General features: G+C 50.4%; 19 protein-coding genes and 1 pseudogene. 10 read left to right on the top strand and 10 right to left on the bottom strand.

The features are described from left to right. Nucleotides 1-700 precede the first annotated feature (700 nt). The 4 genes from AC007G_RS27285 to AC007G_RS27270 all read left to right on the top strand — a co-directional run bounded on the left by AC007G_RS27285 (nt 701) and on the right by AC007G_RS27270 (nt 2,642). Nucleotides 701-1,237: a hypothetical protein gene (locus AC007G_RS27285; RefSeq protein WP_142631287.1), complete on the top strand. Its 537-nt coding sequence runs from the start codon at nt 701-703 to the stop codon at nt 1,235-1,237. 132 nt (nt 1,238-1,369) lie between these two features. Continuing rightward, complete coding sequence (locus AC007G_RS27280; protein WP_032698269.1) at nt 1,370-1,819, top strand: STM2901 family protein; 450 nt, start codon at nt 1,370-1,372, stop codon at nt 1,817-1,819. After that, on the top strand, nt 1,813-2,139 hold the full coding sequence (locus AC007G_RS27275) for a DUF1493 family protein (RefSeq protein ID WP_142631281.1): 327 nt from the start codon (nt 1,813-1,815) through the stop codon (nt 2,137-2,139). The genes AC007G_RS27280 and AC007G_RS27275 overlap by 7 nt, the downstream gene beginning before the upstream one ends. Nucleotides 2,140-2,156: 17 nt before the next feature. Next, nucleotides 2,157-2,642, top strand: a complete 486-nt coding sequence (locus AC007G_RS27270) for an Hcp family type VI secretion system effector (RefSeq protein WP_032689686.1) — start codon at nt 2,157-2,159, stop codon at nt 2,640-2,642. 201 nt (nt 2,643-2,843) lie between these two features. Here the strand turns inward: AC007G_RS27270 and symE are convergent, their stop codons facing one another. The 3 genes from symE to AC007G_RS27255 all read right to left on the bottom strand — a co-directional run bounded on the left by symE (nt 2,844) and on the right by AC007G_RS27255 (nt 6,697). Next, nucleotides 2,844-3,176 carry an endoribonuclease SymE gene (gene symE / locus AC007G_RS27265; RefSeq protein ID WP_142631280.1) on the bottom strand — a complete coding sequence of 111 codons (333 nt, stop codon included), beginning with the start codon at nt 3,174-3,176 and terminating at the stop codon, nt 2,844-2,846. A gap of 341 nt (nt 3,177-3,517) precedes the next feature. After that, a complete protein-coding gene (locus tag AC007G_RS27260) occupies nt 3,518-5,197 on the bottom strand; it encodes a glycoside hydrolase family 43 protein (protein WP_032698266.1) in 1,680 nt (559 codons plus the stop codon). A 60-nt stretch (nt 5,198-5,257) separates the two neighbouring features. Continuing rightward, nucleotides 5,258-6,697, bottom strand: a complete 1,440-nt coding sequence (locus tag AC007G_RS27255) for an MFS transporter (protein ID WP_160873654.1) — start codon at nt 6,695-6,697, stop codon at nt 5,258-5,260. Nucleotides 6,698-7,142: 445 nt separating this feature from the next. Here AC007G_RS27255 and xylA point away from each other — a divergent pair, with 445 nt between their 5' ends. Both xylA and AC007G_RS27245 read left to right on the top strand, forming a co-directional pair. Further along, entirely contained in the window at nt 7,143-8,462 is a 1,320-nt protein-coding gene (xylA, locus tag AC007G_RS27250; RefSeq protein ID WP_142631188.1) for a xylose isomerase, read from the top strand. Nucleotides 8,463-8,992: 530 nt separating this feature from the next. Next, a complete protein-coding gene (locus AC007G_RS27245) occupies nt 8,993-10,381 on the top strand; it encodes a carbohydrate porin (protein ID WP_073554231.1) in 1,389 nt (462 codons plus the stop codon). Nucleotides 10,382-10,555: 174 nt separating this feature from the next. Here the strand turns inward: AC007G_RS27245 and AC007G_RS27240 are convergent. The 3 genes and pseudogenes from AC007G_RS27240 to AC007G_RS27230 all read right to left on the bottom strand — a co-directional run. Beyond that, nucleotides 10,556-11,302 (bottom strand): annotated as a pseudogene (locus AC007G_RS27240) (SAM-dependent methyltransferase); the annotation flags it as partial. A 140-nt stretch (nt 11,303-11,442) separates the two neighbouring features. After that, nucleotides 11,443-11,700 (bottom strand): YjhX family toxin, encoded by a 258-nt coding sequence (locus AC007G_RS27235; RefSeq protein WP_032689681.1) that lies wholly within the window; start codon nt 11,698-11,700, stop codon nt 11,443-11,445. 250 nt (nt 11,701-11,950) lie between these two features. Beyond that, complete coding sequence (locus tag AC007G_RS27230) at nt 11,951-12,196, bottom strand: helix-turn-helix transcriptional regulator (protein WP_032689680.1); 246 nt, start codon at nt 12,194-12,196, stop codon at nt 11,951-11,953. A gap of 125 nt (nt 12,197-12,321) precedes the next feature. Here AC007G_RS27230 and AC007G_RS27225 point away from each other — a divergent pair, with 125 nt between their 5' ends. Next, nucleotides 12,322-12,582 carry a helix-turn-helix domain-containing protein gene (locus tag AC007G_RS27225; RefSeq protein WP_032689679.1) on the top strand — a complete coding sequence of 87 codons (261 nt, stop codon included), beginning with the start codon at nt 12,322-12,324 and terminating at the stop codon, nt 12,580-12,582. 619 nt (nt 12,583-13,201) lie between these two features. Then, nucleotides 13,202-13,414: a transcription antiterminator/RNA stability regulator CspE gene (cspE, locus tag AC007G_RS27220; protein WP_007720208.1), complete on the top strand. Its 213-nt coding sequence runs from the start codon at nt 13,202-13,204 to the stop codon at nt 13,412-13,414. A 238-nt stretch (nt 13,415-13,652) separates the two neighbouring features. Here the strand turns inward: cspE and AC007G_RS27215 are convergent, their stop codons facing one another. Next, nucleotides 13,653-13,811 (bottom strand): YqaE/Pmp3 family membrane protein, encoded by a 159-nt coding sequence (locus tag AC007G_RS27215; protein ID WP_015585265.1) that lies wholly within the window; start codon nt 13,809-13,811, stop codon nt 13,653-13,655. 219 nt (nt 13,812-14,030) lie between these two features. Between AC007G_RS27215 and pspE the strand changes: the two genes are divergently transcribed. Beyond that, complete coding sequence (pspE, locus tag AC007G_RS27210; RefSeq protein ID WP_099973481.1) at nt 14,031-14,369, top strand: thiosulfate sulfurtransferase PspE; 339 nt, start codon at nt 14,031-14,033, stop codon at nt 14,367-14,369. Between the two features lie 215 nt (nt 14,370-14,584). On the opposite strand, the gene AC007G_RS27205 is transcribed toward pspE, so the two are convergent. Together AC007G_RS27205 and uxaC are read right to left on the bottom strand one after the other, a co-directional pair. Further along, entirely contained in the window at nt 14,585-16,129 is a 1,545-nt protein-coding gene (locus tag AC007G_RS27205) for an MFS transporter (RefSeq protein ID WP_032689675.1), read from the bottom strand. Nucleotides 16,130-16,152: 23 nt separating this feature from the next. Continuing rightward, nucleotides 16,153-17,559 carry a glucuronate isomerase gene (uxaC, locus tag AC007G_RS27200; protein WP_142631187.1) on the bottom strand — a complete coding sequence of 469 codons (1,407 nt, stop codon included), beginning with the start codon at nt 17,557-17,559 and terminating at the stop codon, nt 16,153-16,155. 460 nt (nt 17,560-18,019) lie between these two features. Here uxaC and uxuA point away from each other — a divergent pair, with 460 nt between their 5' ends. Continuing rightward, a complete protein-coding gene (uxuA, locus tag AC007G_RS27195; RefSeq protein WP_032689673.1) occupies nt 18,020-19,090 on the top strand; it encodes a mannonate dehydratase in 1,071 nt (356 codons plus the stop codon). 113 nt (nt 19,091-19,203) lie between these two features. Here uxuA and AC007G_RS27190 read toward each other — a convergent pair whose 3' ends face one another. Then, a complete protein-coding gene (locus AC007G_RS27190) occupies nt 19,204-20,097 on the bottom strand; it encodes a LysR family transcriptional regulator (RefSeq protein ID WP_032698258.1) in 894 nt (297 codons plus the stop codon). Nucleotides 20,098-20,118: the final 21 nt, after the last annotated feature.

Here is a 20,118-nt window from a genome sequence, read left to right as displayed (position 1 = left end):
CAGAGTTTGCAGAAAGCCTCTTCTATACACTGAAGGTGGAATGAATAGAAATTTGCCTGCAGGGAAATTATGTGGGCAGCGGAGTTAATTACTTTGAGCGCGATTACACTTGTTGGCAACTTCCCGGTGCCAGTGGTGGATTAAGTCCGGAACAATTTGAAAAACAGAACATCGCTTAGGGTTATGTCCACATTACGTGAGTAAGAGTATGCTCACCGGGTAGTAACCCAATCAATACTGCTGAAGTGCCCAGTTTAAACGGGCCTACAACAAACCAGGCTTAGCATTCCAATCCGAAGCCAGTTAACCGTTTATCCCGATAAATTTCACCGTTTACCATAACCCATATGCCGCCGCCAGGCTTTCACACCAACATAAAATAAGATCATTTTAAATAAAATCATATCCTTAATATGGATTGCCTACTAAGCAACTTGTATCTTAATCCACAGGTAATAAAAGGGTATTGAATGGTTTATGACTCTGCATGGAAAGTTTGTAATCAACGATGCGCATTACTCTCCATTACCGTTTCCTGCGGTAGGGACATTGCATCCCGGCGCGCTATCAGAAGGTTGTATTACTCTGCCACATGATTCAGATTTTGCCATGTTGCGCAATGCATTACTGAGAACACAGCGGGTAGATGTTCCTTGTATGAGTAAACTCAAGGCATACGGCACAATTGAGGTGATCGCCAATGGCAAAACATGCCCTTAGCTTGTTCCTTAAGATAGTGCTGTTTTTAGTGGTCATGCTGCTTGTCGCTAAGGTGATTACTTACGACGGTTTAGTCAGTTCGATCGTCGGTCTTTTCGATTTCCACAGCGCCAGTCTTTTTACTCGTTTCATTCTGGGTGAACCCGATCTAGAAGTGTGGGAATCGTTATATTTTTACTTCGCTATTCTGATCAATATCCTGATCAGTGTTCCTGTCATGAGCGCGATGATCACCGCTTACAACGGCATGACGCGCAAAGTTAATTCAGCCAACCTCTTTGGTGACTGGATTTTATCCACCCTGCGACGTCTTGTTAAGGTATTCGCGTTCACATTCCTCTTCTGGGCACTGTTCCGCTTCCTGCCTTACTCGTCTTTTTTTCCTGACGGAGAAACATATTCAGCTTTCATTACTGCGTCTGCCCTGGCTTGCAATCTGCTGCTAACCATGGCTTGTTATTGGCTCATCATGAATGAAATCACCAGTAAAATTTATTCTTTATTTAATGCGATATGACCGCGCTATCTGCTGATTTTTACTGAGAATTTTATGGGTGTTCTGTCATAAAAATCATACTATATACTATATTTCGGCTGAAAAATAATCGCTATAATTGTCATTTCTACATTAATCATAATGGATTGTGATATGGATTCAGTAGAAGAGCTCAATGGAACATACTTTTATAAGGCTGTCTGTAATATTTCGGCAGGAGAGCTATTTTTCTGGGTTTTCCTCGACAAAATTGATGAACAATTTGGCGGGGTTACCGATCTCTTAGGGATGGCTTGTATCGTTCTTGGGTTGCCGGTATTGAAAACCAGAGGTAAACCTTACGGAGCGACACCGGGTACATCCGTCGCCTCTAAATATTCTCGGGAATTCCTTAACGTGCATCTATCCGTAAGGCTCCCCACTCTGACAAATGCCAGCATCCGAACGCTAAAACCGATGATGACAAACAATTTAGGCGCATTCGTTGGGCGCACGATTCCTGTTATCGGTTGGGTATTATTGGCGAGCGATGTCGCTCAGATTACTTATAAAACGGTGAATACCTACAACACCATCGCCAGAAAAGAGGATCGCGTATGGTGACGGATAGCGAAATATTAGAGTTTTTCAGGGGAGAGTTATCTCTTGCAGTGACGTTTACTTTTAAGCCTATCCCGATTGAGTTTGATACGCCATTGCAAGGCTATGCCGGATGGGATGAATTACCTTATGCCATTGATGGTTTCGGGAAGAAATTTAACGTCGATGTATCAGCGATCAATTTTGATGCCTACTACCCGTGGGAAAGAGAGTCTGTATATCGCAAATGGTTTAACAAAGAGCCGATCAAGCAAGTATCAAAGCCGCTAACTGTACGAATGTTCGCAGAGTCAGCTAAAGCTGGTCTCTGGTTATATGACTAATTAAAAGGAGTTTAAGAATGGCTGTTCCCGTTCACCTGTTTTTGAAAGATGATGGCGGCGCGATGATCCGCGGCGGTTCCGATGTTCAGGACCGTGAGGGGAGTGTAGAACTTCGCGGCCTGACGCATAATCTCAGCATTCCTACCGACGGCGCTACAGGGAAATTAACCGGCACACGTAAACATGCGCCGTTTCTGTTCGATAAAGAGATTGATTCCTCGAGCCCATACCTTTACAAAGCCGTTGCCACTGGTCAGACGCTGCAAAGTGCTGAATTCAAGTTCTACCATATTAATAACGCTGGCCAGGAAGTGGAATACTTCAATATTCTGCTGGAAGGTGTGAAGGTTGTTTCTGTGACGCCAATTGTCCACGATACGCGAACGATAACCGGTACGGGCCATCTGGAAAGTGTGCAGCTACGCTATGAAAAAATCACCTGGCGTATTGTAGATGGAAATATCCAATATACAGATGCCTGGAACGAGCGTGCTACGGCATAAATGATGGTCCCTCGTTATACTGAACTCTATTCACTATCAGGTTCCTCTGTCGACGACCAAAGAGGATAATCGGGTGGCTCTTAAAACTGATCTGATTCAGGTTACCCTAATAATCATACGATGTTGCACAGGAAAAACCGTTATTTACCCCCGCTTGCACCTGAAAAATAACCGCTCCTGACGCATCAGGAGCGGTATTTATTAGCTTCGTACACGTTTCCCCGCAATCACCCCAATAAACTCTCTTACCTGTTTCTGCTTCCTTGCCGACAGCTTCTCAACCCGACGCATCGCTTCTTCCAGCTCCGGTTCCGGCTCCACTGCCGTCAGCACGATACAGCCTGCCATTACCCGTACTTCCACCTTTGTACCCGTCGCGAACCCCGCGGCTTCCAGCCACTGACCCTTCATCGTTAACGCCGGAATACGACTATAATCCGGAAAACGGCTCACATAGCTCACGGTTAACTGACGCTTATTTTTCACTGGCGCTTCTGCAACGCATGAATCTGCAATACAATCGACTTCAGTCATAATTGCTATTCCCAACAAATAGTGATTGTGATGAGCGATGTGGGTGTGTTGGCGCACATCCGCATCGCGCTAAATAACACCTGTAAATCTAACCAGTGAAAAAGACAAAGTCCAGCGGATAATAAAACGTAATAGACGCGTTCTGGCTTGCTTTAAGAACCTAAAGATAATATTTGGTGTGGATATTTATGCTGCGAAAGCAAAGCACCTGGATAGGCTTATTTTTGTGTGGCAATTAAAGGAATTAACGCCAGGAATGACAATGTCATGAATAACGTGAAGACTGAAAAACAGCAACAGAAACCTACGTTATCGTTAAGATAACGTAGGCTCGTTATTATTTAATTAAACCGTGATTCGCTCGCCTGCCAGCTATACGTACCATCGGCCATTAACGCATCGCCCAGCTCCTGATAATGGAAATCATAAAACTCCGCGCTGGCGTCATAACCTGAGTAGTCTACAGCCGCAAGGCCCACGAACGCCCCGGTAAAGAACCCGCCATAGCTTTGCAACACGTAATCGTCGGAAAGGATAGCGGCATCTAATTTAACGGGGATTTCAGTGAAGTTGACCCCATCAAAACTGTATTCATAGCTATACGTTTGTTTGCGAACTTTGGTACGGAACCAGACGAACTCGGTCCCTTCGGGGATCTTGATGGCATCATCTTTCAAACAGGATGTGTATTTCCCGCGGTTATTTTCACCGATCTCAATGACTGAGCCATTAATCTCATTCCAGGTGATGAACACAAAGCTCCAGTGGCGATCGTTGTAGTAATTCGTTAATCCTGCCATCTGTTGATAATTGAACGGATTAAATTTCACTTTAACCTGGGCATCAAAATAGAAGGCCTGCCAGCGTCGGGCAATCAGCGACAGGTTATGCGTATTCGCTAATGAACCTTGCCCGATTAAAGTTAGCTTGCCATCGCCGGTGGTCCCCATTTTTTCTGTGAACGGAACCCGCAGCGTATTCCAGTTAGGATCGAGCGTTGCTGTTTTAAACGCATCGTACTGACTATGGTCTTTGGCACTTTCGGTGTAAATGGCATCGGTGGGTCCTTCGACAAAGGTTTTCCCACCGTGGCCCCCTTCGATACGCGGCCAGCCGTCGGCATCCCAATACACTTTCTGGATCGCGGTTTCTCTGCCCAGAGTTGACCAGCCACGCGGATCATAGGCCGACTCACCTGGACGATTCCACGGACGGGCGCAGAGCGAGGCATAATACCATTCACCTTTGGGGGTGGAGACCAAAGCGCCATGCCCCTGCTTCTGGATGTAGCTGTCCGGGGTATCGACGTTCGTTAAGAACACTTCCCCTGGCTCGGTTTCGAAGCTGTTGGCCTCTAAGGTTCTGGAGCGTGCAACAACCTCCTGGTGGGTAAAGACGGTCCCCCCCTGCGCGGCGAAAAGATAATAATAGCCGTTCAGTTTGTAGAGGTGTGGCCCCTCGACCAGTGCAACGGCGGTGCCCCGATAAATAGTCCGCGCGGTTGCCGGTTTTAATTTCAGTGTCTTCGTATCAAGCTCAGTTAACGTGATGCCATCGAAGGGGTGATGGTACTCTCGATGGTCCCAGGTTTGCTGCACGATATATTTACGCCCGTCATCATCATGGAAAAGCGAGGCATCAAAACCGACGCCATTCAGTTTGATGGGATCTGTCCACGGACCCCGGATATCGGTCGCGGTGGTCAGATAGTTGGTCATGTCTTTGAAGGCGCCTTCGGTGATTTTCACATCGGTATACACTAACCAGAATTTGCCATCGGCATACGAGAGCGCCGGCGCCCAAATCCCACCTGATGAAGGGTTGCCTTTCATATCTAAAAGGGCGGTGGTAGACAAGGGACTGGGGAGCAGATTCCAGTGTTGCAGGTCCTTTGACTCATGTAAACGAACGCCAGGGAACCACTCAAATGTCGAGTTGGCGATATAGTAGGTGTCCCCTACACGGATAATACTCGGGTCCGCATTAAATCCGGGTAATACAGGGTTTTGAATAAGTGACATATCATTCTACCTTTTTAAAATATCCAAATTTATATTTCTGAATTCTTATTAATTTTTTAACTATACCCGGATCTCATCCAGCTGACGGTTGATCTCGGTGACATTTTTATCTGAGATAGGATAGAGCTGAATAATAATCATCGAAATAGCGGCTAACACGATGGGCATCCACACCGCGGTCATAATGATTCCGTCGATAGCATTGGCACTTTGTTGCGCGCCGGTTTCGCTAAAGCCATAGGCGGCCAGTAACCAAAGTGGAATCGCGCCGCCAATCGTGAAACCAATCTTGAAGAACAGTCCCATAATCGCGTTAATGATGGCGGCATTGCGTTTGCCTGATTTTAATTCGCCATAGGCAATCACTTCCGGAACAAGCGCCCACATGAAGCCGGTCGCCGAGGTTAAGCCCCATTGTTTAATGAAGGTTGCGACGTAAGCAAGCCACAGGGCATCGTGCATGCCTTCGCGTGACCACACGTAGGTCAGTAATTCACCCACAATAAACATGCCAAGGAAAAGATGGAAGAAGCCTTTTTTACCGAAGATTTTCTTCAGTCTGGACCAGAAGATAGGGAAGATGATACCGGGAATTGAGGCGACAAGACCAATCGCTCCCATCCATTCAGAATGACCGACAACAAACTGATTGAAAAAGCCATTGACCGTGTTCATGAAGAACATGAAGGTAAAGGCTAACATGAAAAAGAATCCGAGAATGACCAGCGGCCGGTTATTTTTAAGTTCAAGGAATAAATCTGTCGCTTTTACGTTAGCCGTCTGTTCTGCCGTCGCGACCACACGTTCTTTGGTGAATTTATAGCAGAAGAAAAGTGCCGCTGCGCCAATTAACATATAGATTGAGTAAACGCCAAACCACGCATAGTTAGCTGACGGGTCGGTATAGTTACCCATATTCAGCTGAAGGCCAAAAAAACCCGTATCCTTGAGGCTGCGATCTTTTGGTGAGGCCATCTGTACGAACATCGGGAACAAGGTATAAACAAGCAGGTTGGCGCTGTTTGCCAGCATCATGCGGGTACTGGTCAGTTTATCAATTGATTCAGGGTCTCTCGTCAATGATGCATTAAGCGAACCATAAGGAATATTCACCAATGAATAAACTAAATCCAGTGCCAGATAAATGATAAACGCAAAAGGAACCGAACCTCTTATTCCGGGAATAGGTGCAAAAAGCAACGCGGAAAGAATCACGAGGGGAATACCGGCTCTTAAAAGCCAGGGGCGATATTTCCCGGCGCTTGAACTTCTTTTGTCAACATAGGTGCCGACCATCGGATCCCAGAAAACATTAACGATGCGCACAAACAGAAATATAAACCCCGCCGTGGCGGTGCTGATGGTATTTACCGTCAACATGTGAAGAGCAAGAAAACCGCCTATCGTCCCAAAAACAAGGTTTTGCGCAAAATCACCCATCCCATAACCAATGCGTTCCCCACGAGTTAATTTGTGATATTCATCATGCCGACTTTGCATTATGTTCTTGCTCATTCTAATCAAGTCTCCGGTCTCTTTTGTGAATGTGAAACACTTTCTGACACAGATGGCCTCAGGGAATCCATTACGATTTTACATTAATTAATTATGTTTTTTTACTTCTGTGATCATCGAAACTCAGGCTCTCTCCAGAGCGCGTACCCAGCGTGCTGACGAGTCGCTGACAAGCAATATCTGCGGCAGGAAAATGTCCCCGAAAACACCTGGTTTTTTATTTTAGTGATTGCCATCCGAATCCCTCACGAAGTAAAGGGGGGTATGGATATCAGTGTATTTAATATGTCGCGTTATTATTTGCGAGATGGTTCACATTTGCGCATTTTCTTAATTGCCGAATGAAATAACGTAATTGAGCCGCCTGCGAGGAAAATACAGGATAGGTCAAAATTATTTATTTTTCGCTTCCTGAATGACGGAGTTCATTATGCCAGTTTATTTCGACCAACTTGACCGCGTCCATTTTTCCGGTCCCAAAACAACAAATCCGCTGGCTTTTCGCCACTACAACCCGGATGAAATCGTGCTGGGAAAAAGAATGGCAGAACACCTGCGCTTTGCCGCCTGCTACTGGCACAACTTCTGCTGGAATGGCGCCGATATGTTTGGCAGCGGTTCTTTTGAACGACCCTGGCAACAGGCGGGCGATGCGCTTAGCCAGGCAAAATATAAAGCTGACGTCGCTTTTGAATTCTTCCATAAGCTCAATGTGCCGTATTACTGCTTCCACGATGTGGACGTCTCGCCAGAAGGCGCATCGTTGAAAGAGTATCTGAATAACTTCGCCAGAATGACCGAAGTGCTGGCGCAAAAACAGCAGGAAAGCGGGGTGAAATTGCTGTGGGGGACTGCTAACTGTTTTACCAACCCGCGCTATGCCGCCGGGGCGGCAACCAACCCCGATCCGGACGTCTTTGCCTGGGCTGCAGCCCAGGTCGTTGCCGCCATGAATGCCACCCACCAGTTGGGCGGCGAAAACTATGTGCTATGGGGCGGTCGCGAAGGTTACGAATCCCTGCTGAATACGGATTTGCGCCAGGAGCGTGAGCAAATTGGCCGCTTCCTGCAGATGGTGGTTGAGCACAAACACAAAACGGGTTTCCGTGGCACCCTGCTTATCGAACCTAAACCGCAGGAACCCACTAAGCATCAATATGATTACGATGTCGCGACGGTCTATGGCTTCCTCAAGCAATTTGGCCTGGAAAAAGAGATCAAGGTGAACATTGAGGCTAACCACGCCACGCTTGCCGGGCACTCTTTCCACCATGAAATCGCCAGCGCCATTGCTCTGGATATTTTCGGCTCCGTTGACGCCAACCGCGGTGACGCCCAGCTTGGCTGGGATACGGATCAGTTCCCGAACAGCGTAGAAGAAAACACGCTGGTCATGTACGAGATCCTTAAAGCCGGCGGCTTTACCACCGGTGGCCTGAACTTTGATGCCAAAGTCCGTCGTCAAAGCACCGACAAATATGACCTGTTCCATGGTCACATTGGCGCCATGGATGTGATGGCGCTGGCACTCAAAAAGGCCGCTCGCATGATTGAAGACGGTCAGCTGGAGCAACGCGTTGCAAAACGCTATGCCGGCTGGAGTCGTGAAGTGGGTCAGCAAATTCTGCAGGGGCAAATGTCGCTGGCGCAAACCGCCCGGTATGCCGAACAGCATAACCTTAATCCTCAGCATCAAAGCGGACATCAGGAATTACTCGAAAACCTGGTCAATGCCTATCTCTTCGAATGAATCCTGCTTGCATGCCCCCGCGGGGGCATTGATTACCGGTGTCATTCATCGTGACTGAAATTTATTTCGGCGCATTCGCGGTGAACCCGATGCGGTACTGATATATAGACGACTCCTGCGGACTGATAAATACGCTTTCAGCAACCCCGAAGAGCAGAAGAGACAGGGAATCAGCGGGCCACAGAAATAACGAGCAATTAAGTTAAAGAGAACCATTGATGAAACGGGCCTTTGGCGAAAACATCTGCCGGGGCAACACCTGTTGTGCACGACAAACCGAGAAGGAGAGCCAAAGACCGCTGTCATCGCAATCATCAATAATGCTGGTCGATGAATTATTCGAAGACATTATTCATCTGTACCGGCGCACATCAGCAAATATCACTCATGGAGACATTATCACCAGAATAGCGTAAAGCCTCTGCGACCGTAAAAATAACAATGATATTGTTCTTATGATAGCGACATATTCTGTCACCCAGAATGGGATTGTTATTATCTGAATACAATTAAACTATATTGAGATAGACATGAACATGATAAAAAAACTTCCATTAACTATGGCGGTTATCGCCGCGTTTTGCCCTTTTTCCTCTGTTATGGCCCAAGAATTTACTCAGGAACAAATTGACGCCATTGTGGCGAAAGCCGTCGATAAGGCGCTGGCGGACCGCCAGGCGAAAATGGACGCCGCCGCCGCAAAGAAGGTGGATCTGGAGACCAACCCACAAACTGCCGCACAGTCGCCGGATATGGCGATTCCATTCGGTCTGAAGTTTAGCGGCTACGCCCGCTACGGCGCCCATTTCCAGACCGGCGATCAGAAATATATCGGTGTGGATGGGTCCTATAACGGTGCCTCGGCGATTGGTCGCCTGGGCAACGAAGGTAACGGCGGCGAATTCCAGATTACCAAAGCCTTTAAGAGCAGCCAGGGGGCAATCTGGGATATCAACGTGATGTTTGACCACTGGAGCGACGAAGTTAACCTGAAAAAAGCCTACGTTGGCGTCACCAACGTGCTGGCATCCAACCCCGGCGCCTACCTTTGGGCAGGACGTGACTTCCACCAGCGTCCACAGCAGGGCATCAACGACTACTTCTGGATGAACCACGATGGCCAGGGCGCCGGGGTGAAAAACTTCGATATCGGCGGCGTGCAGTTCGATGTCGCGGCAGTTTCGCAGGTAGAGTCCTGTAGTCCGGAAGTCATGGCCGACGAGTCTAACCCATCGCGCATCACCTGTACCGGCGGCTCCGGCACCGGCGACGACGGCCACTATGCGCTGACCACCAAAACCCACAACATTAAGGCCGGGCCCATCGATGTCGAGGTCTATGCCAACTACGGCTTTGACTCCAAAGCGGTGGACAACGACGCGCAGATTGATGCCTGGCAGGGCGGACTGCTGTTGAGCCACACCAACAGCGACGACAGCGGCGTAAACAAAGTTATCCTGCGCTATTCCGATAACGCCGATAACAGCGTTTACAACAAAACGGACGGGTTGACCACCGTCTACGCCAGCTTCGAGGGCAACTATAAGTTCACCCGGCAGGCGCAGGTCGAATACCTGTTGGCCTTCCATGACTATGACAACAGTAAGGACAACACTGACAACCGCAAGAACTACGGCGCCATCGTTCGTCCGATGTACTTCTGGAACGATGTGCACTCCACCTGGCTGGAAGCGGGCTACCAGCGCGTTGACTACGATCGGGGCGGGGATAACCACGGCTGGAAGCTGACGTTGTCGCAGAACATCGCGATTGGTATGGGGCCGGAGTTCCGTCCGATGCTGCGCTTCTACGTGACCGGCGGTCAGGTCGACAACCAACGTACGGCGAAAGTGAACGGTACCAGCGACGAACAGCTGGATTCCCTGAACGTGGGCGGCATGTTTGAGGCGTGGTTCTGATGTCACGGTAAGACGATATCCCTCTCGTGACCATGTTATCCACCAGAACTCTTAGCTTGTGATGAACGGCATCCCTGTCGGTTGGTCATCAGGCTGAGAGGATCTGGTGTGATAATGTGTCGAACATGCCCGAATGGCGGTATAGCCCGTTTCAGCTATACCGCCAGCTTTACTTCAGCGGGCGATTAATGCAAACACGCCCCAGCCAAAGTATTCCCGGGTCCAGGTGACGTGGCGTTTGGGGGCTATCGTCAGTTCGGTTCGAACCTCCGGGGCAAAGTCATCGTCAGGGTTTTCCTCCAGCCAGCGGCGCATAGTGAGCCACTTCGCGGCTTCGTAGCGATCCCAGCCTTCCTGGTCCGCCAGCACCATTTCCACCACGTCATAGCCGAGTTGGTCGAAACAGGCGACAAGGTCGGGAAGGGGAAGGAAATCAGCCACGGAGGAGACCCCGCAGGCCTGGGCTATCTCTTCCGTCGCGGGGATCTGACGCCAGTACGGTTCGCCAATAAGCATGATCCCGCCCGGTTTCAGACTCTGCGCCAGTAGTCCGACTGTCCCGGCAAACCCACCGGCAATCCATGTCGCGCCGACGCAGGCAGCCACATCGTATTTCTCTTCTGCAACATACCCTGCGGCATCGTTATGAATAAAATGAACCTTACTGCTGACGCCGAGCTCTTCCGCGCGCCGCCTGGCCTGCGCGGTGAACAGCGGGCTCATATCGATGCCGGTGCCGGTAATACCATGGTCGCGCGCCCAGGTGCAGAGCATCTCACCCGAGCCGCTGCCGAGATCGAGAATGTGGGTGTCCGGCTTCATGCGTAACACGCGACCCAGGGTGGCGTACTTTTCCGGGGTGAACGGATTATGGATGCGATGTTCACTTTCGCTAATCGTAAAAATACGTGGGATATCCATGAGTTAATACCTTTTATTGACTTGGGCAGGAGAGCGGGAGATGGCCTTGGGGGGCCTCCGGCGTGAAATAAGGCTTATCGCTGGCATCGCTCTCGTCGGTGATATGAAAAGTGAAGTGGTCTGTGGTCATCGCTCTCTCCTTAGCGGTTATCGGTCTGGGCGCGAACGTTGTTCAGCCCGGTGGTATTAATTCGATAGGGTTGACCGTTGACGGATTTGATCAGCTTTTTGGTTTTGAGTTTTTTGAAAACGGCGAGCGTGCAGTCGGCGAGCAGAAGCCCTTCGCGGCTGTAGCATTCCACGGAAGTCACGCGGCCAGATGCATCGCGGACGTGCGCAATACGTCCACCTTTGGCGAGAACGTGTAAGGTACGTTGTTCCTGACGGGATAAATTCATGCTGGAAAACCTGTTTAATCATCATGTGCAAAACGTGCAAACACACAGCGGTGTCCGCATTCGATTTCGGCGCATTGATAATCAGTCCGGCCTGAAAAGGTCGGGGAGCTGATTATCGGATGATGACATTCTCCAGCATCAAAGCCTCGGGTTGAGTAGATAGGTATTTACGGGGTGAATGATAACACCTGTTTTTTATCAGGGAATAGCCCAGGTTAAAAAGTGTGATCCGGATAAACTCGCCTGACGCTCAGCGCTGATACCAGCCGGCTACCACTTCCGCCAGATCGTCTTCGACCGTATAGAAATAACAGGCCGGGATCTTCAGCACTTCTGCCAGCCGACAGGCCAGCGCGAAGTCGGGAGTGTGGATGCCGCGTTCATACTGGTTCATCCGCGCACTCGCCGTCGCCTCATCAATACCCGCGAGGATACCCAGTTTTTGTTGGGAAAGTCCCGTTCTGAGGCGTGCTTCTTTTAAACGGTGCGGCAGCATGATGATCCTGAAAGACTGGAAACAGAATCACGATTCTGGGAGCTGTTAGTTGAAAATGTACTAAGTATTACTTAGTGTGTTGGTGGTAATATGAACGGCTTCACTAACGCAAAGGAATGAATGAGATGAACAGAACTGATATGCATCCGGCTGATATCATTGCGCAATTAAAAAAGCGTAACCTGTCTCTGGCGGCGGTGTCCCGCCAGGCGGGACTGAGCTCGTCAACGTTAGCCAACACGCTGTCTCGCCCCTGGCCTAAAGGGGAGTTTTTGATCGCGCAGGCGCTGGGTATCGACCCTGCGGAAATATGGCCGAGTCGCTACTTCGATCGGCAGGGCAATCCGATCGACAGGATGAAACGGATTCGTGTAAAGGGTGAATAATCCACGTGGGACGGCAGGAGCGGATGCCCATCCGCAGGGCAGTAGATCCGGCTACCGGTTGGCGTTAATCACCGGCGGTATAGGGTGACCGTGGGGGAAGGGCGCGTCCTGGTTTCCGCAGCTATTTAAACCCGCCTCACGCCCGTCTGTTCAGCAGGTTTTTACCCGTGTTTAGCCAGCCCGGCCTGCCCGCAGAGCCGGTTCATTTTCTCATTTGTTCCTGTTTTCTCTCATGACATTGATGCCTGCGGCACAGGCATGACCCTTGATCGCAAAATACGAAAAAGAATCCGTGAAATATCAGGCGTATTGCTATTGTGCGAAGCTGAGATGGCGATTGATGTTACCGGCTACTTTTAACAGACATATGGCCATCCGGGTGTTTAAGCGGTTAAAATAAAAAAACATAAACCTTGCTATAATAATTTCTCTATGTCTTAATGACGTCATCGGTTTGGAACACAGACCTTATGAAAGCAGTTTTAGTAAAGCAGTCCTCAGTTCAAGAGCTATCCAAAGATACCCTTCTTCATGAGCCTCCTCCTAAGTGCCAAATAAGTAACTCTAAATACAGGCCATCATCGCCGCTCTTAGTGGCTCATTAATTAAGGAAGTATCTATGTCTAATAAAATGACTGGTTTAGTAAAATGGTTTAACGCAGATAAAGGTTTTGGCTTTATCACTCCGAACGACGGCAGCAAAGATGTATTCGTACATTTCTCTGCAATCCAGAGTGACAACTTCAAGACCCTTGATGAAGGCCAGCAGGTTTCTTTCACCATTGAAAATGGCGCGAAAGGCCCGGCAGCCGGCAACGTCACTCCGCTGTAAGCCGCGCTCATTATCAGCGACGTTTACAATAGCGATGAAGGCGATAGCCTGAGCAGATAAGCTCTGCTGATAATAAATGAACCCGCCCTGTGCGGGTTTTTTGTTGCATGCAGTTTGCCGAATTAACCTCCCTTCTTCGCTCAAAACGGGCGGCTCACCCCATAAAAATAAAATAAGATGCAGATGCAAAATACCTGAAAAAATAAACGGCGCCGCTGCGCCGTCATGATGATATTGGTTAATCGCGCGTTTGTACCCAGAATGCGTGAATCAGGCCGGGGATATAACCCAGCAATGTCAGGACAATATTCAGAATAAACGCCCAGCCAAATCCTTTACCCAGTAATACGCCAAGTGGCGGCAAAATAATCGTTAAAACAATTCTCCAGAATCCCATACCTACTCCCTATAAAATCAACGTAGAAACCGGTGACGTTATCTTTAAGCATAGTAATTTTAACTGAGACTGCCAGTTTGCCTGCCGTGCTGACTTTGCGCACAGATCATCGACTATCCGCTTTCTGCCCATTTTCCTGATCAGGTCAACGATCGCCCGGGATACCTTCGCTAGTATCATTTCGGCTGACCAGGAAAACAAATAAGGAGAACTATCGTCATGTTTAATCTGACCCGGGTAATGAAAAAAACGATCTTGACCGGCGCCATGCTGATGGCGTCCACCTCATTGTGGGCGGCTGAGCACTGGATTGATGTCCGCACCGCAGACCAGTTCCAGGATACGCATGTTGAAGGGGCGGTGAATATTCCCCTGAAACAGCTGGATGCGCGCATCGGCGAAGTGGCAAAAGATAAGAATGACACGCTGCACCTGTACTGCAATACGGGGAACCAGTCCGGCAAAGCAGAAAAAATGCTGCAAGGCATGGGCTATAAGAATGCCGTCAACGAAGGCGGGCTGAAGGATGTCGAGAAAACGCAGAAAATGGTGAAGTAATCCGCTTGCTCCAGCGCGAGAAGGTGCCTTAAATCCCTCTTTTTGCCCTGCTCCGGCTTCACCTGCGCGGCTCACGCGTCTGTTGTCGTCGAGTGATAAAATCAGGAGCATGTCTGGCGGAGAAGCCGCGGCGATGGATCGGCTGACCTTGATCGGGTCAGCCGGGCAGGGCTACCGCGCGGCAGCAGGCGTGATGCCGCTGACGGCGGTATCTGTCAGTTCAGTACCGAGGTGGGTTCGCCCGCCTTTACTCGCTCGGGCGGGGTGTCACCCCAGAGCGTGTCGTAGCGATAACCCGTCAGGTCTTCAACCACATGGCGCGCTTCAGGCGTGACGTCCTGTTTAAGACCGTTCGCCTTCAGGCGCTCAATCTCATCGACAAAAATCTTGTGCGTACGTTTGTTCAGATGGAAGGTCAGCGCCTGCCACAGGGCAATCAGCAGCAGCACGGCGGTGCCGGCAAACAGCAGTGTCGCGATGGTATTAATCGCTTCCTGAGGCTGAGTCAGGCTCCCTTTCACGAAGCCGCCGCTTTGCAACAGCAGGCCCACGGCAAAGGTGGCGATTGCGACCGTCGTTTTACGCGAGAACGTCATCACCGCGGCAAACAGGCCTTCACGACGCTGGCGGGTAATCATTTCGTCAATATCGGGAATAAACGGGAAGACGTTCCACGGCGTAAATTCCAGCACGCAGCGGCCGACCTGATAGATACCTGCGATGATCACCAGCAGCATGACCTTGTTGTCGGTCGGGAACTGATACACCAGGAAGAAGCCGCCGAGGCACAGCAGCATCAGGCTATAGGCGAAGACATAGAGGCGAGAGGGACCATACTTAATGATCGCCACGCCCGCCGCCAGCGTAACCGGGAGCCCGACGATACTCATCGACAGCAGCGTGCCCGCCAGTGAGGATGAGACGTTCAGGCAGTAGACGCAGAAAAAGACGAACACGGTGTTGTAGACGTCCTTCGCCGTGAAGGAAAAGAGATAAATCGCCAGATGCTTACGGAACGCCCGCACCTTCAGGGTAGAGGCATACTCCTTAAACAGGTTGCCAAAGGCGACAAGCTTCTCGGCCGCCGTGGTCGACTTGCGCTCTTTTTCCATTTCCGCCAGCATTTCCGGCGTCAGTTCGCGTTCCCAGGTCACTTTCCACGAGATAAAGACGCAGACCATAAACATCACGGCAAACACCACGCCGTTAACCAGATAGGCATCCGCATTGTTTTCACCCAGCGCGCCAATCAGCAGGCCGGGGATAAAGGTGGCGAGAAAGGTCCCGGATGCCGACAGGAACATACGGCATGTGGACAGTTTGGTTCGGCTATTAAAATCTTTGGTCATCTCGGAGGGCAGCGTTTCCCACGGGATAAGCACCATAGCGGCAATGATCTCAAAGGCCAGATACACCGCGAGATAGAACCAGTAGTTCATGCCGTTTAGCCACAGCAGGGTGTAAACCAGCATGAGCGGCGCGCCGATCAGCAGGAAAAACCGCCGCCGGCCAAATTTCTTACCCAAATAGTTTTTATAAAAATGGTCCGTGAAGCTGCCCATAAACAGGCTGACGATGGCATCCACGATACGCGCGATCGCAACAATCGACGCCGCTTCAATCGGCGACAGGCCGACAAAGGTGGTATAGAAGAAAAGCAGCCATGCGCCAATGACGGTAAATGCGCCGCCACCCATAATATCCGTCAGACCGTAGCCGATACTGACGGGGATGGTCACTTTTCTGTTCTTACGAGTCATGGTTTATCCCTGTATCTGACGGGTCAAAAACGAAAATAACGACGGGCGTTGTCCACGCAAATACCGCGGATCATGGCGTCGAGGATGGCGCGATCTTCCGGCACTTCACCTTTCTCTACCCAACCGCCAACCAGGTCACAAAGGATCCGGCGGAAATAATCATGTCGGGTGTAGGAGACGAAGCTGCGGGAATCGGTCAGCATGCCGATAAAGTTGGCCAACAGCCCCTGATCGGCCAGCGTATTGAGCTGGTTAACCATGCCGCGTCGGGTATCGTTAAACCACCATCCGGAGCCGAACTGCAGCGGTGATTTCATGCCATCCTCGCCGCTCTGGAAGTTGGCGAGGGTCGAGGCGACCACGTCGTTATAGCTGGCATTGAGGTTATAAAGAATGGTTTTCGGTAGACCGCCATTTTCCACCATGGCGTTAAGCAACGCGTTCAGGCTCTGCGCAAGGTGAGTTTGATCGCCAATAGAGTCAAAGCCGCAGTTGATGCCGACCTTGTTGAACATGGTCGCGTTATTGTTGCGAATAGCGCCAAAGTGAATCTGCATTGCCCAGTCGCGCTGCTTGTACATTTTGGCCAGCGCGACAAAAATCATACTTTCCCATGCCTGAAGCGCGTGCTCATCCAGCGTCTCTCCTGCCAGCCGACGCTGAAACAGCGCGGCCTGCCCGACTTCATCAAGCGGGCAAAAACGGATCGCCAGCGGACCGTGGTCCGATACGCGACAGCCCGTGCTGTGGAAAAAATCAATACGCGCTTCGAGAGCGGCCAGGAAACTATCCAGCGAGGTGATCGCCCGCTGGGTTTTCTGCGCCAGTCGGGAGACAAACGTCAGGAAGCGCTCGGGGCAGGTGTCGAACAGCTCATCAGGACGAAATGTGGGCAAAACGCGTGGGGAAAAGTCGCTTTTTGCTGCCAGCAGCCGATGGTATTCCAGATCGTCGAGCGGCCCGTCGGTCGTGCACAGCGCTTCCACGTTTGAACGGCGGATAAGCGCCTGCGGTAAAAAGTCGTCGTGGCGTAATTGCGTATTACACTGCGCCATAATATCGCGCCAGTTTTTGCTATTAAGCGTTTCGTCGATCGCAAAATAATGTTTCAGCTCAAGGTGGGTCCAGTGATAAAGAGGATTGCCAAAACTGGCTTCGACAGTTTGCGCCCAGGCTTCAAATTTTTCTTCGGCGGAAGCATTACCGGTAATTCTTTGTTCCGATATTCCATTAGCCCGCATTGCCCGCCATTTGTAATGATCGCCTTCCAGCCACAGCTGAGTAATATCCGTGAACGGTTTATTCTCCCAAATGGCTCTGGCATCAAGATGACAGTGGTAATCAATAATCGGTAACGCTTTTGCAATCTCAGAGTACAGCCGCTGACCTGGCGCGTTGTTTATCATAAAGCTATTGTTTATCAGTGACATAAAAACTCCGTACACGATGTCGCTTTTACTACGCATCCCCAGTGTTAAGCCGGGGCCGGTGTATGACGAGAACATAATGGCGTTGAGGGTAAGCTTCCTTTTCATTGATTGTCTACTACCATACAAGATGTAATGGTAAAATTGTGACTTAACGCATGTATTTCGTCAGCGATATTCAGAGGCTGAAATAAAAGCCGGGAACAATTTAATGGTTAAAAATAAAGTCGTGTTATAGATGATGATAAATTTAAACTGAATTTGTTATTTTTTTACAAGATAAAAACAATTAACCGCAGCCAGGATAATGAAGATCGCGCTCAGCCCGCGACTCTTTTTTATCGCCTCGTCACTCTTTTTTAACGAGGTGGTTGATCAAACGATAATTACTGCATATGCTATCCAATACTAGTATGGTACATCTCGTAAAATGCATAGCAGCAACGATTAAGGCGGATAAAAAATGCAGATGACAATGCGCTGGTTTGGGCCACAGGAAGACAAAATCCCACTGGAATATATCCGGCAGGTGCCGGGTGTAGAAGGTGTTGTCGGGGCACTGTATGACGTTGCTCCCGGAGAAGTCTGGCCAGTCGAAAAAATTAAAGCTCTGGTTGACCAGGTCCATGCCGCGGGCCTGACAATGGAAGTGATTGAAAGCGTTAACATTCACGATGACATCAAAATAGGCACCCCGGCACGCGATCGCTATATCGAAAACTATAAACAGACGATCCGTAATCTGGCGGGCTTTGGCGTCAAGGTCATCTGTTATAACTTCATGCCGGTCTTCGACTGGATGAAGACCGACATGAACTACGTCCTGCCGGACGGTTCGCTGACGATGGCCTTCGAGAAAAGCGGCATCGATAAGAGTCTGGAAGAGGTCGTTAAAGAGGTTCTCGATAACGCCAACGGTTTTGCGTTACCGGGATGGGAGCCCGAGCGGCTGGCTAAAGTGCAGGAGCTGTTCGCCCGCTATCGCGGTGTCGATGATACTAAGCTGCGGGAAAATCTGTTTTATTTCCTCAGAGAAATTATCCCGGTGTGCGAGGAAGTGGGGGTGAAAATGGCGATTCACCCGGACGATCCGCCGTACTCTATTTTTGGCCTCCCGCGGGTGGTGAAAAATCGGGATGACCTGGCGAAGATTTGCGATGCCGTGGATTCACCGGCGAATGGCATCACGCTGTGCACCGGGTCGATTGCGGAAGATCCGGATAATAACGTCTATGAAATTCTTGCCGAATTCACGCGTCGTAAGCGGATCCATTTTGCCCACGTACGCAACATTAAGCTGATTAAAGATAAAGATTTCTACGAATCCGCTCATCCGTCGCAGTATGGCTCGCTGGATATGTATCGCGTCATGCAGGCCCTCCATGATAATGGCTTTGACGGCTATATCCGCCCGGATCACGGCCGGTTTATCTGGGGCGAAACCGGGCGTCCCGGATACGGTCTTTACGATCGCGCGCTGGGGGTAACCTATCTGCTGGGGCTGTGGGAGGCGCTGGAGAAGAAGTCGCAATAAATCTGTTTGCCGGAGGCCTCAGCAGGTCCCCGGCAGCGTGTTTTGTGCCGTCGTCAAAACGGGCGTGTTGACCCCGGGGCGGCGCAGACATCGGTGTGAAATCGTTTCATCCGTTATTGCTGCGCGCCAAAGCGCTGTATCAGAAAATCAATTACACTGCGCAGCTTGGCTGATGGGCGGGTATCCTGTTGATAAATAAGATACATCGGCGTTGGCTTATAGGACCACTCGGGTAGCACCGGCACCAGGCGTCCCTCGGCGATATCTTCCTTCAGCAGCGATTCCGGTTGCAGCACGATGCCGCAGCCGTTCAGTGCGGCAATCCTCAGCGCATGGCCCTGGTTAGACATAAACCGACCTTTCACTACCGCTTTAACGATCTCGCCATTGGGCCCCATCAGTTCCCAGCGATCCTGATGTATCCAGTAGGACATCCCCAGACAGCTAAAGTGACTCAACTGATCCGGATGCGTCGGCGTCCCGTGCTGACGGAGGTAGTCGGGAGAGGCGGCAAGGATCCGCCGGTAGGCGTGCAGCGGCCGGGCAACGATATCCGTCTGGTGAATCTCACCAATATGAATACCTAACTCCGCATTCCCGCTACTCAAGTTTGGCGTTTGGTTATCCAGCGTCAGCATGACGTTGACCTCCGGGTTTTGCGCCATGTAAACGCTCAACGCCGGGACCAGTATCTGACAGCCGAAGCTGACCGGCGCCACCATATGGACCAGCCCTTTGGCTGTCGATTGCAGCTCCGTGGCGCTATTTTCGGCGAGAGAAAATTCTGCCAGCACTCGGCGACAGCGCTCATAGTAGAGCTGTCCGACTTCGGTTAACTGTTGGCGACGCGTGGTGCGGTGCAGCAAACGTGCGCCAAGCCGTTGCTCAATCGCCCGGATCTGTTTGGCCACCATGGTGGCCGATACGTCGCTGACATCGGCCGCTGAGGCAAAGCTGCCGCACTCGACAACCCTGACAAACATCTCCATTCCGGCAAGTTTATCCATGATTAACAACCTGTAGGTTCT

Source organism: Klebsiella sp. CSG-1, assembly GCF_056521145.1.
The sequence above is the reverse complement of the archived record's forward strand: the minus strand, read 5'-3'. Positions and strand labels throughout refer to the sequence as shown.

Excerpts from the sequence above, each read along its gene's own strand:
- AC007G_RS27285 (WP_142631287.1), top strand. The coding sequence starts at position 701 with ATGGCAAAACATGCCCTTAGCTTGTTCCTTAAGATAGTGCTGTTTTTA.
- AC007G_RS27280 (WP_032698269.1), top strand. The coding sequence starts at position 1,370 with ATGGATTCAGTAGAAGAGCTCAATGGAACATACTTTTATAAGGCTGTC.
- AC007G_RS27275 (WP_142631281.1), top strand. The coding sequence starts at position 1,813 with ATGGTGACGGATAGCGAAATATTAGAGTTTTTCAGGGGAGAGTTATCT.
- AC007G_RS27270 (WP_032689686.1), top strand. The coding sequence starts at position 2,157 with ATGGCTGTTCCCGTTCACCTGTTTTTGAAAGATGATGGCGGCGCGATG.
- symE (WP_142631280.1), bottom strand. The coding sequence starts at position 3,176 with ATGACTGAAGTCGATTGTATTGCAGATTCATGCGTTGCAGAAGCGCCA.
- AC007G_RS27260 (WP_032698266.1), bottom strand. The coding sequence starts at position 5,197 with ATGTCACTTATTCAAAACCCTGTATTACCCGGATTTAATGCGGACCCG.
- AC007G_RS27255 (WP_160873654.1), bottom strand. The coding sequence starts at position 6,697 with ATGCAAAGTCGGCATGATGAATATCACAAATTAACTCGTGGGGAACGC.
- xylA (WP_142631188.1), top strand. The coding sequence starts at position 7,143 with ATGCCAGTTTATTTCGACCAACTTGACCGCGTCCATTTTTCCGGTCCC.
- AC007G_RS27245 (WP_073554231.1), top strand. The coding sequence starts at position 8,993 with ATGAACATGATAAAAAAACTTCCATTAACTATGGCGGTTATCGCCGCG.
- AC007G_RS27235 (WP_032689681.1), bottom strand. The coding sequence starts at position 11,700 with ATGAATTTATCCCGTCAGGAACAACGTACCTTACACGTTCTCGCCAAA.
- AC007G_RS27230 (WP_032689680.1), bottom strand. The coding sequence starts at position 12,196 with ATGCTGCCGCACCGTTTAAAAGAAGCACGCCTCAGAACGGGACTTTCC.
- AC007G_RS27225 (WP_032689679.1), top strand. The coding sequence starts at position 12,322 with ATGAACAGAACTGATATGCATCCGGCTGATATCATTGCGCAATTAAAA.
- cspE (WP_007720208.1), top strand. The coding sequence starts at position 13,202 with ATGTCTAATAAAATGACTGGTTTAGTAAAATGGTTTAACGCAGATAAA.
- AC007G_RS27215 (WP_015585265.1), bottom strand. The coding sequence starts at position 13,811 with ATGGGATTCTGGAGAATTGTTTTAACGATTATTTTGCCGCCACTTGGC.
- pspE (WP_099973481.1), top strand. The coding sequence starts at position 14,031 with ATGTTTAATCTGACCCGGGTAATGAAAAAAACGATCTTGACCGGCGCC.
- AC007G_RS27205 (WP_032689675.1), bottom strand. The coding sequence starts at position 16,129 with ATGACTCGTAAGAACAGAAAAGTGACCATCCCCGTCAGTATCGGCTAC.
- uxaC (WP_142631187.1), bottom strand. The coding sequence starts at position 17,559 with ATGTCACTGATAAACAATAGCTTTATGATAAACAACGCGCCAGGTCAG.
- uxuA (WP_032689673.1), top strand. The coding sequence starts at position 18,020 with ATGCAGATGACAATGCGCTGGTTTGGGCCACAGGAAGACAAAATCCCA.
- AC007G_RS27190 (WP_032698258.1), bottom strand. The coding sequence starts at position 20,097 with ATGGATAAACTTGCCGGAATGGAGATGTTTGTCAGGGTTGTCGAGTGC.